The sequence below is a fragment of the Diplocloster hominis genome (assembly GCF_032380655.1).
Lineage (GTDB): Bacteria > Bacillota > Clostridia > Lachnospirales > Lachnospiraceae > Diplocloster > Diplocloster hominis.
The window spans coordinates 215,658-225,716 of sequence record NZ_JAWDIY010000006.1 but is presented as its reverse complement, the minus strand read 5'-3'; the positions used below and the strand labels follow the sequence as shown (position 1 = coordinate 225,716).

Below are 10,059 nucleotides of genomic sequence, written 5' to 3'. Positions count from 1 at the left end.
GTAACTGCGTGGAGAAAGGGGCCTGTCCCCGGATGTTGGCTTATCCGGGGAAATAAAGCGAGTGCTTCCCGAGAAGGATGGACCATTACAGTCAACATCCGGGGACAGGCCCTTTTCTCCACGCAGTTACTTGAAAATTTAGCTTTCCTACCGAAAAGTGCCAGTCCCCTCTCTAAATCCCCATTTACCAAAGTTGGCCGTGAATTAGTAACAAAAATTGCGAACATTATGTGAAGGATTCCACTTCCCCTGGAAATCCCCCGCAAGATGTAGTATAATCATGGGCATATCAGGAGTTTAGCGGAGAAGATACCATGTTTGGATATGTGATGATAGATAAACCGGAACTTAAGGTGAAGGATTATTATAAATATAAAGCATATTATTGCGGCCTTTGCCGGATGTTAAAAGAGAGGTATGGTTTTCTCGGGCAGATGACGCTGACTTATGATATGACGTTTGCGATTGTGCTGCTGACCTCTTTGTATGAGAGCGAGACGACTTTATCAAAACATCATTGCATCGTTCATCCTGTACAAAAGCATGAGATGCTTCAAAATGAGATCACCGAATACACGGCCGCCATGAATGTCATACTGGCCTGCTATCATTTTGAAGATGACTGGAAGGATGATAAGAGCCTGCCCGGTCTGGCCGGTTCCACCCTGCTGAACCGGAAAGTCAGGAACATTATCCGTCAGTACCCTGTACAAAGTGACGCGATCCGGAATTCTCTGAGACAGCTTCAGCAGTATGAGGCGGAGCAGTCCACTGATATCGACCTGGTTTCCGGTTGTTTTGGAAAGCTGATGGAAGAGCTGTTCCTCTATCGCAAGGATCATTGGGAACCCACTCTTCGAAGACTGGGATTCTACCTGGGTAAATTCATATATCTCATGGACGCCTATGAAGATCTGCCGGAGGATCTGAAAGGAAATCATTACAATCCTCTGCGGGCGATCTGTGAACAGGAAGATTATGAAGAGCGGTGTTATCAGATGATGCTCATGATGATGGGCGAGTGCAGTGCTGAATTCGAGAAACTTCCCTGTCTGCTGGATGCGGATATTCTGCGTAATATTCTCTATTCCGGTGTCTGGGCGAAATACAACAAGATACAGAAAAAGCGAAAGGAAGAAAAAGAACAAGACAATGATAACAGATCCCTATAGTATACTGGGCGTGAACAGAAACGCCTCTAACGATGAAATTAAAAAAGCTTATCGGGAGCAGCTCCGCAAATATCATCCGGATTCCTATGTAGGCAACCCTCTCTCCGGCCTGGCGGAGGAAAAATTCAAGGAAGTCCAGGAGGCCTACGACCAGATCATGAAAGAGCGGGAAGGCGGGTACGGCGGTTATAACAGTTACGGCGGTACACAGCAAAGCCAGCAGACCTACGGCGGTTCCCAGGATGATGTAGAATTAAACGCGGCAGTCAACTTTGTTAACTCCGGCCATTATCAGGAAGCCCTGAATCTGCTGTCCCGAATGCAGAACCGCAGCGCGCGATGGTATTACTGCAGCGCCGCTGCCAACGCCGGTGTCGGCAACAACGTAGTAGCCGTGGACCATGCCCGTCAGGCGGTCAATATGGAACCCGGTAATCCTCAGTATAACCAGCTGTTAAACCAGCTGCAGTGGAACAGCCAGCGCTACCAGCAGGGCGGTTACAGCAACCGGGGCGGGGGCCTGCCCACCACCGGAAACTGCTGCTGTGACTTATGGATCGCGGACAGCTGTTGTGAATGTATGGGAGGAGATCTTTGTTCATGCATGTAAACGCAAGACAGATGGCCTTTACAGGCGTTTCTCTGGCACTTACAGTCCTTTTAATGATACTGAGCGGTATTCTGAAGTTTAACACTTTATTTCTGCTTGGAGCCGCTTCCTTCTTTGTGGGAATCGTCATCCGTGAATTTGGAATGGGTTTAGGCGCCGCGTTCTATGCGGCCTCCATCCTGTTAAGCTTCATGGTGGCGCCTAATAAGCTTCACTGTGTAACCTTCGCCGCTATGGGTTTCTATATCCTGATGGTGGAGATCGTCTGGAGACAGTTAGGTAAGGCAAAGGCTGCCCGTAACCGGAAAGCATTATTCTGGGCAGCGAAATACCTTATTTTTAATCTCATCTATATTCCGATCCTGTTTCTGTTTCCGCGTCTTCTGTTCCAGCAGGAGCATACCTCATCCTATCTCTGGATCGCTTTAGTCATCGGGCAGGTAATCTTATTTGTATATGACCGCGCTTATGAATATTTCCAATTTGCAGTCTGGGGTAAACTACGGAAACACCTAAAACTGGATAAATAACAAAAGGGGACATGTCCATTTCAGTTTGGGACATGTCCATTTTGATTGAGAACTGTATGTTTGAACACAGAACAGGTAGCGGCGAAATAACTGATATAGATCACAGCAAATACAAGCAAAGTGATTATTCCATATATCGGTATCAGGCCTTCCTGCAGGACATAGTCCCCGAACATTTTCTGCGCACCTATGATCAGAACCGTGATTACGATTAAGGGAAGTACCAGCGGAATAAAGAAAAAGGCAGCCAATTCCCTGCGGATCAAAACCGTTTGTTTCTGTATGGGAACACCGATCTGATCAATCATACCTTCTTCCGCAGCGGAAGTTGTATGCGTGCTAGTCATCCCTGGAAACAGCCCTTTCCTTAAACTCAGTTTCCACACCGGTAATCCTCGTATGGAACAAGATGACCAGGACAATAGCGATGATAACAGGGAGGATCATCGTGCGCCACATGACTGCATAACCCGCCCGTTCAGCGATCGCCCCGGCCAGCACCGGACCGGCCAGGTTCCCCAGATCCTGTCCAATATAGCTGGTGCTGCTGGCGGAACCCCTTCTGGACTCCGGAACGCATTTCATACACAAGGTCTGGACCGCCGGCTGGGCCGCGCCGTATCCGAAGGCGGACACCACAGCAGCGATCAGGAATAACGGCAGGCTGCCGGAAAAGCTGATAATCAGAAAGGACAGGGCAAACAGGCACATAGCCGGTATCAGTGCCTTCACAGCCCCGAACCGGTCCGCCAGCTTTCCGACCGTAGTGGGGGCGAACAGCATGGAGACCGCGTACACCGTATAGAACAGTCCGATATTCATGACTCCGCGGTTATTTGCGAAAATCACCAGAAAGGAATTGATATTGATAAAGGTCATCTGCAAAAAGAACAGCAAGACGGCCGGCAAAGCCGCTTCCTTCGCAAAGATGTTCTTGACGGACACCTGGAATTTCTTCTTCTCCCGGGTGGGATTCTTAATCAGAGACACGACAAGCACGCCGCCCATCGTGCAGCATCCGGCGATCACGAATGTGGGCTGGTAACCGATGGACTGGGCCAGTGACAGCCCGATGGTGGGGCCAATAGCCTGGCAGGCCGCCTGGGCCAACGTAAAGGTACCGATCCCGATCCCGAATTTGTCAGCCGGAAGGGAATCCGCCGCCAGAGCCAGACAGCAGGTAGCCGTAAATGCCTGGCCGCAGCCCTGAAGCAGCCGGAACGCGATCAGCATGGGGACGCTGTCGGAGATGCTAAAGCCAAAAAAGGAAACCGCGATCACGGCGATGGCCCCCATCAGAATATATTTCCGGTTGAATGCATCGATGGAAGGGCCGGATACAATCTTAAATATCAGCGCAGTCAAAGCGAACAGACTGGACACCAGTCCCACAATCGTGGCCGTCGCGCCGAGATGATCCGCATATTTGGCAACCAGCGTATTTACCATCTGCATCCCCAGGAACAGCATTGCATTTGCCAGAAATACACAGGTATACACCCGGTTCCATATTTTGGAACGGCCGCCGAAGGCCGGTTTCATTCGTTTATTCCTCATTATCTACCTCCAAATTTCGTATACAAAATACACAGCCTCCGGCAACTACAGCCATTTTCATAAGCAGGAAAGGCTGCAAGTCATCGGAGGCTGTCAGTGAAAATACTTCAAAACAGTTCAAACACATTAAATACTATCTTAATTCCGGCTCAATTTCTCTTCGTCCGCCACATAGTCAAAGTCCGTCACGATACCGGCTTCCTCCCGGGTCGGAGCCCCCAGAACGCTGAAGATAATCAGATTTTTTCTGAATCCATTCACATAGACGGGACCATGGCGCAGGCCCTTGGGAACGAAGACGGCTCTCGGTTCGTCGAAGGACAGTATCTGTTCCTCCTCCCCTTCGCCCAGATGGAATTCTACATGAGCTCCAAGATCCTCCGGCTGGTCCGGGTCGGTGCCGTAGAAAAAGAAAGTTTTGTCTGCATTATGTATCCATTTCGGATAGGGTCCGCCTTTGTGGCCGTCAGGACCGATATGTACGATTTTTTCTTCCTCTTTGGACGTTCCCTCCATCATCATGAAGTCATCCGTAATCGTCATGATCTCCACCCAGTTTGCCGCTTGATCCAGATGTTCCTTGCCGAACATATAGACCGGGGATTTACCCCGGATCGGTTCCCGGTCCGTTTTCAGGGTCATTTTGATACAATATTTATCCGCTGAATTCATCGTGCGGTACCTCCATTTATCACTAACATATACTTCTTACGCAAGCTGTTTTTCAAAATTTCCAATGGGATCCACAGGATCACTGCCGTAAAATTTCTTATAAGCCTCCATATCGTCTCCGATCACCGCTTTGATCTTCGTGTCATCCCCGATGAACTCGAAGTCGTTGACAACGTCGGCCTTTGCCTTGCTGTTCACCGTATAGACGTTGGTGACCATCACATCCTTATGGAAATCCGTAATGTAGATCGGGCCGTAGCGCACATTCTGAGGGATAAATACGGCGCGGGGAGAATCAAACTCGAATACCACCTCATCTTCTCCCTCACCCAGATGGAATTCCACATGCGCGCCCAGGTCATTCAGATCCTCCATGTTGGTGCCGGAGAAGATCATCGTCTTATCACAGCCCTTATTGTATTTCGGGAACGGCCCTCCCTTGTGGTCACCCATGTTATAGGTTCTCTTTTCGAATCCTTCCGGGAAGCCGTTCATCATCATGTAATTCCCGGTGATCATCAGGATCTCCACCATGTTCGGCGCGTCCTCAAAATATTCCTGTCCCTGATACTCCTGTCCGAGAATCCAGGTCCCTGCACGCCCGGGACGGCGGGGCCTGTCTTCACGCAGCAGCATTTGAATGCAGTTTTTTTCATATTTACCCATATATTTATAACCTCCTTGACTTCTTTTATTATTTCATTCATATAACAGGTTAAATTCCACTGATTTTTAACCATCAATACAGCTCTACGACTTCCAGTGTCTTGCGGTTCCTTGCAAAACGCCGCATAAAGGACCAGGACAGCCCCACCATGGATGGCAGCGGCATATGAGGCATATTCTCAATTCCTACCATGCGCAGATGATATTTCCCTGCGCTGTTTTTCACATCCGCCATATAATGTTCGAATCCATCGATAAACAGAACCTCGCTCTTGTCACAGGGAATACCCAGCTTTCTCGCTACAAAGTCCTCGCTCACCGCCGTGGCCCGGATCTCCTCCAATGTCTTCATCGGACAGCCGGAGGCTTTTAACCGCCTCTGCCAGCTTCCCGCGCGGCTTTCAAAACTTAACGGACACATGAATTCCTGCCCGGGCAGCAGATGGTCCGCCGCCTGATTTAACGGGTACATGCAGCCACACTCGCTGTAACCGCTGAAATTAATGAGGGGCATATCGATCTTACTCATCGCCTCTATCTTTTCATCCGGTACCAGCACCGCTTCCCCGCTCTCCTCCGGACGCGGCAGGCCCGGGAAATTGCCCAGCGGCGCCGCGGCGGCCACCACATCGGGATGCCGGTAAGCGAATTCCCTGGTAAAGTGTCCGTTGTGGGAATGTCCCGTTACATAGACACGGTCCAGATCCACCGGATATAGTTTTGAGGCGTCCTTTATAATCCCGCACAGCAGATCATTGTCGTCGGGATGCTCCGCTGCGAAGAACAGGACGCACAGCTCACCGAACGCGGCCAGTTTCACATACTCCAGATAGATCCCGAGCGCGGCTGGAATCAGATGGTCGTTCGAATAATTGACTTCCTGGAAAATACATACCACCGGCAGCTTCCGTCCGTCTTTGCCTGCAGCTTCAGGAGCTGCGAAGGTCCACCGGCTGCCGGCTCTGTCATGATTTTTACAAATCAAGCCGTTTTTATGCAGATATTCCTGAAGTCCGGCATCCTCCAGCCGGTCATATGTGTATTCAAAATACATCCCCTCCGCCAGCTTTTTCCCCATCTCACTATAGAGCAGCCGGTCCTTGTCATAAGCTGCGTTCCCGCACTGGGTAATCTGGAAGAAGTTATTGGTTTTATTGTTGGCCCAGAGACCGCTTATATTCAGCGCCGGCAGCTTCAGGGAGCCAATGTGTTCCACCCTGGCATCCGCATCCGTTACGGCTTTACCCCCGGGTGTCTTTAGCGTAAATTCTTTGATGTCCGACAGTTTATAGCCGGAACCGTATACGGAAGAGAGATCCAGGTACAGCCTCTTGGGGTCCGCTGGGAAGATAGATGTGGCTTCCAGGAGGATATTTGAATACATCATACTCTCATCCACCTGTTCCATGGCCACATACAGCATCATCATATGCTCCCTGAGCGCCATCCTGCTGTAAGCCTGGTAATGCTCCAGCATCTCCATCGCCCAGTATGGATTCGTATAATCTGTTTTCTCCAGAACCATCAGCGCGGGAAGTTTTTCCTCCGGATTCTCAAGAGCTTCCTTCGAAGCCATCACGATCCAGCGCACATGCCCCAGTTCGCGGTCCTCATAATAAAAGCCCAGGTTCTTCCATTTCTCCATCACAGCCGGCACATTCATGCTGCCGGTCTTGCTGTGGTAATCCTGCGGATTCTCATATCCCCTCCACAGGCTGTCATCGATGGCCTCCGCCCGATTGGGAACGCAGGGATTCTCCTGGTTTGTGATCCAGCGCACCAGCTCATAGATCGGACTGGTTTTTATCTGCCATTTCGCTTCATCCCACAGGTCAATATTTTCATATTTACAAAATCGGTTCATACTTTCCTCCAATTGTGCATCTTTTAAGCACATTCAGGTATGGGGGAACATCTTCCCGCACGAATCCGGTATGGGAATATTTAATTCTCCCGTTCCAGTTTAAGTTCCATCTCCCTGGATTCCTTCCAGCGGCCGCACGCCACAAAATGTCCCGGCTCAACTTCGGTCAGTTCCTGCTCCTTATTCTTACACTCCTCGCAGGCCATCCAACAGCGGGGGGCGAAACGGCATCCGGGCTTCGGATTCATAGGGCTTGGTACATCCCCGGTCAGAACGATCCTCTTCTCCTGCTCTTCAAAATCTATCTTCGGCACGGCCGACAGCAGCGCGATGGAATAAGGATGAAGGGTATTTGAGAAAATCGTGTCGGTGGGCGCGATTTCCACGATCTGACCCAGATACATGACCGCCACACGGTCCGAGATATGCCGCACCACACTCAGGTCATGGGAAATGAACAGATAGGAAAGCCCCATCTCTTTCTGCATATCGATCAGCAGGTTGATAATCGTCGCCTGCACCGATACATCCAGAGCAGACACCGGTTCATCGCAGACGATGAATTTCGGCTGCATGGCCAGCGCCCTGGCGATTCCCACCATCTGGCGCTTCCCGCCGTCCAGCTCATGGGGATACTGATCCAGTACGTAAGGTTCCAGTCCCACACGTTCGGCCAGCTTTTGCACCTTTTCGTCCAGCTCTCTGCCTTCAGCGGTTTTATTAATCTTAAAGGGCTCCGATAGGATACTGCGGATGGGTTTTCTGGGGTTCAGGGATGAATAGGGGTCCTGAAAGACCATCTGCGTCTTTTTCGTGAGCTCCAGGTTTTCCTTTTTCGATGGTTTCGTCACGTCTTTGTCTTCGAAGAAAATCTTTCCGCCGGTGGGCTTTAATAACCGCATTAGCACATTGCCGACCGTGCTTTTTCCACAGCCGCTCTCCCCCACCAGACCGAGGGTTTCGTTGGGCATGATATCCATGGTGATATCATCGACTGCATGAAGATAGCCCTTACTGGGAATTTTGAAATATTCTTTTAAATGCTCCACCCGCAGCAGCGGTTTCTGTGTACTGTGTCCGGATGTCCCGGCTTTCGTATTATTTCCTTTATTTCTCTCGGTCATAGGTTGCCTCCATGTTCCCAGCACTGCACATAATGATTTTCATTGACACAAATCATTTCCGGCTGCTTTGTCTCACAAACTTTTGAACACTGTTTGCAGCGGGGATGGAATTTGCAGCCCCCCGGCAGCATCTGCGCGTTGGCCACATTGCCCGGGATCGAAGCCAGGCGTTCCCGTTTGCCGGTCAGCTTGGGTACGGCGTTTAGCAGACCGATCGTATACCAGTGCATGGGATGCTCAAATACTTCCCTGACCGAACCGTATTCCACGATCTCGCCGCCGTACATGATCGCTACGGTCTGGCACAATTCCGCGATGATTCCCAGATTGTGGGTGATCATCAGAAGGGAACTGTCCATGGTCTTCTGCAGATCCTTCATAAGCTCCAGGATCTGCGCCTGAATCGTTACGTCTAATGCGGTGGTCGGCTCATCAGCGATCAGGATCTCGGGTGAACAGACCAGTGCTGCCGCGATCCCCACCCTCTGACGCATCCCGCCTGAGAACTGATGCGGATAGTCGTCCATACGATATTCCGGTATTCCCACCATCTGCAGGAATTTCGCGGCTTGCGCATGGGCCTCCTTTTCCGTCATGTGCCTGTGCTGTCGCAATACCATTGTGATCTGATGCCCCACCGTGAACACAGGATTCAGGGAGGACAGCGGGTTGGCAAATACCATGGAAATTTTTCCGCCCCGGATTGTATTCAGCTCTTTTTCCTTCATTTTCAGCAGGGACTGTCCCTTGTATTCGATGTCTCCGTGGGTGACATAACCGATCTTATCGGGCAGAAGTCCCATGACGGACAGCGCCGTGGTCGTCTTACCGGCGCCGCTCTCCCCGACCAGACCCATGGCCTGCCCTTTATAGAGCGTCATGTTTAATCCATTCACTGCTTTGGCCACCGTATCACCGGAACGATATTCCACGCTTAATTTTGAAATTTTTAATATTTCTTCCATATCTTAAACTCGCTTTCTATAGTGGAATCATCAGCCCCTTAATCCTTGTTCTTCGGATTAAGAATATCATTCAAACCGTCTCCCAGGAAGTTAAACGCCAGTACGGTCAGCATCAGCGCAATACCGGGTACGATGACGACCCACGGGGCCGTGGCGATGTATTCCCGTCCATCGGAAATCATGGCTCCCCAGGAAGGGGACGGGGCCGGAACACCGAGACCCAGATAGCTCATGCTGGCTTCCGTCAGGATCATGCCGCCGAATGCCTGTGTGGCGGTGATGATGACAGGAGATATCACGTTAGGCAATACTTCTTTCAGAATAATTTGAGAATTCGGAATACCCAGTACCCGGGCAGCTTTTACATACTCACAGTCACGGATACTCATAACCGTGCTCCGCACCACTCTCGCCACCATGATCCAGCCGGTGATGGACAGCACGACGACCAGATTCGTGATGCTGGAACCCATGACAGCCACCACGCAGATCGCCAGCAGCAGGGTCGGCAGCGCCATCATGATATCACAGATTCTCATCAGGACCAGATCCGCGATGCCGCCGTAGTATCCGGCCAGCAGGCCGATGATCAGGCCGAGTATGGTGGTGATCAGTACCACGCTGAATGCGATCAGCAGCGAAGTCCTGCCTCCCAGCAGCAGACGTGTCAATACGTCCCGCCCCATAGGGTCACAGCCGAAGATATGTCTGGACAGTCCGCCGAAGATCCCTTCCGGAGCCGCCAGCCGGTTCGAAAGCTCAGCTTTCAGAGGATCGAACTGGACGAAGAGGGGCGATAAAAAGCAGACCGCAGCGATTACCAGGATGCCGGCAAGCCCGATCAAAAACAGCTTGCTTTTCCACATCCGGCGCGTAAAATCTTTTCGATTCATGTTCTT

11 protein-coding genes are annotated in these 10,059 nt (G+C 50.8%); 3 read left to right on the top strand and 8 right to left on the bottom strand.

Features of this window, described 5'->3' with window-relative positions; all coding sequences use genetic code 11:
• The first annotated feature begins 314 nt into the window (after positions 1 to 314).
• The 3 genes from ABC831_RS08145 to ABC831_RS08135 are packed head-to-tail and all read left to right on the top strand — an operon-like array spanning position 315 to position 2,312.
• On the top strand, positions 315 to 1,172 hold the full coding sequence (locus ABC831_RS08145) for a DUF5685 family protein (protein ID WP_343247717.1): 858 nt from the start codon (positions 315 to 317) through the stop codon (positions 1,170 to 1,172).
• On the top strand, positions 1,153 to 1,782 hold the full coding sequence (locus ABC831_RS08140) for a J domain-containing protein (protein WP_343247716.1): 630 nt from the start codon (positions 1,153 to 1,155) through the stop codon (positions 1,780 to 1,782). Before ABC831_RS08145 ends, ABC831_RS08140 begins: the two co-directional genes overlap by 20 nt.
• Positions 1,773 to 2,312, top strand: coding sequence for a hypothetical protein (locus ABC831_RS08135; protein WP_343247715.1), 540 nt, complete (start codon positions 1,773 to 1,775; stop codon positions 2,310 to 2,312). The genes ABC831_RS08140 and ABC831_RS08135 overlap by 10 nt, the downstream gene beginning before the upstream one ends.
• Before the next feature lie 20 nt (positions 2,313 to 2,332).
• On the opposite strand, the gene ABC831_RS08130 is transcribed toward ABC831_RS08135, so the two are convergent.
• From ABC831_RS08130 to ABC831_RS08095, 8 genes are all read right to left on the bottom strand, one after another.
• Entirely contained in the window at positions 2,333 to 2,659 is a 327-nt protein-coding gene (locus tag ABC831_RS08130; protein WP_343247714.1) for a hypothetical protein, read from the bottom strand.
• Positions 2,652 to 3,869, bottom strand: coding sequence for an MFS transporter (locus ABC831_RS08125; RefSeq protein ID WP_343247713.1), 1,218 nt, complete (start codon positions 3,867 to 3,869; stop codon positions 2,652 to 2,654). The genes ABC831_RS08130 and ABC831_RS08125 overlap by 8 nt, the downstream gene beginning before the upstream one ends.
• A 138-nt stretch (positions 3,870 to 4,007) precedes the next feature.
• A complete protein-coding gene (locus tag ABC831_RS08120) occupies positions 4,008 to 4,541 on the bottom strand; it encodes a hypothetical protein (RefSeq protein WP_343247712.1) in 534 nt (177 codons plus the stop codon).
• Positions 4,542 to 4,577: 36 nt separating this feature from the next.
• On the bottom strand, positions 4,578 to 5,207 hold the full coding sequence (locus tag ABC831_RS08115; RefSeq protein WP_343247711.1) for a hypothetical protein: 630 nt from the start codon (positions 5,205 to 5,207) through the stop codon (positions 4,578 to 4,580).
• A 73-nt stretch (positions 5,208 to 5,280) separates the two neighbouring features.
• Positions 5,281 to 7,071, bottom strand: coding sequence for a hypothetical protein (locus ABC831_RS08110; RefSeq protein ID WP_343247710.1), 1,791 nt, complete (start codon positions 7,069 to 7,071; stop codon positions 5,281 to 5,283).
• Between the two features lie 80 nt (positions 7,072 to 7,151).
• A complete protein-coding gene (locus tag ABC831_RS08105; protein WP_343247709.1) occupies positions 7,152 to 8,195 on the bottom strand; it encodes an ABC transporter ATP-binding protein in 1,044 nt (347 codons plus the stop codon).
• Positions 8,192 to 9,160 (bottom strand): ABC transporter ATP-binding protein, encoded by a 969-nt coding sequence (locus ABC831_RS08100; protein ID WP_343247708.1) that lies wholly within the window; start codon positions 9,158 to 9,160, stop codon positions 8,192 to 8,194. Before ABC831_RS08100 ends, ABC831_RS08105 begins: the two co-directional genes overlap by 4 nt.
• Before the next feature lie 38 nt (positions 9,161 to 9,198).
• On the bottom strand, positions 9,199 to 10,053 hold the full coding sequence (locus tag ABC831_RS08095; RefSeq protein WP_343247707.1) for an ABC transporter permease: 855 nt from the start codon (positions 10,051 to 10,053) through the stop codon (positions 9,199 to 9,201).
• Positions 10,054 to 10,059: the final 6 nt, after the last annotated feature.

Bases quoted from the DNA above. Each gene is read 5' to 3' on its own strand.
- ABC831_RS08120 (WP_343247712.1), bottom strand. From the start codon at position 4,541: ATGAATTCAGCGGATAAATATTGTATCAAAATGACCCTGAAAACGGAC.
- ABC831_RS08125 (WP_343247713.1), bottom strand. From the start codon at position 3,869: ATGAGGAATAAACGAATGAAACCGGCCTTCGGCGGCCGTTCCAAAATA.
- ABC831_RS08110 (WP_343247710.1), bottom strand. From the start codon at position 7,071: ATGAACCGATTTTGTAAATATGAAAATATTGACCTGTGGGATGAAGCG.
- ABC831_RS08095 (WP_343247707.1), bottom strand. From the start codon at position 10,053: ATGAATCGAAAAGATTTTACGCGCCGGATGTGGAAAAGCAAGCTGTTT.
- ABC831_RS08130 (WP_343247714.1), bottom strand. From the start codon at position 2,659: ATGACTAGCACGCATACAACTTCCGCTGCGGAAGAAGGTATGATTGAT.
- ABC831_RS08105 (WP_343247709.1), bottom strand. From the start codon at position 8,195: ATGACCGAGAGAAATAAAGGAAATAATACGAAAGCCGGGACATCCGGA.
- ABC831_RS08140 (WP_343247716.1), top strand. From the start codon at position 1,153: ATGATAACAGATCCCTATAGTATACTGGGCGTGAACAGAAACGCCTCT.
- ABC831_RS08135 (WP_343247715.1), top strand. From the start codon at position 1,773: ATGCATGTAAACGCAAGACAGATGGCCTTTACAGGCGTTTCTCTGGCA.
- ABC831_RS08145 (WP_343247717.1), top strand. From the start codon at position 315: ATGTTTGGATATGTGATGATAGATAAACCGGAACTTAAGGTGAAGGAT.
- ABC831_RS08100 (WP_343247708.1), bottom strand. From the start codon at position 9,160: ATGGAAGAAATATTAAAAATTTCAAAATTAAGCGTGGAATATCGTTCC.
- ABC831_RS08115 (WP_343247711.1), bottom strand. From the start codon at position 5,207: ATGGGTAAATATGAAAAAAACTGCATTCAAATGCTGCTGCGTGAAGAC.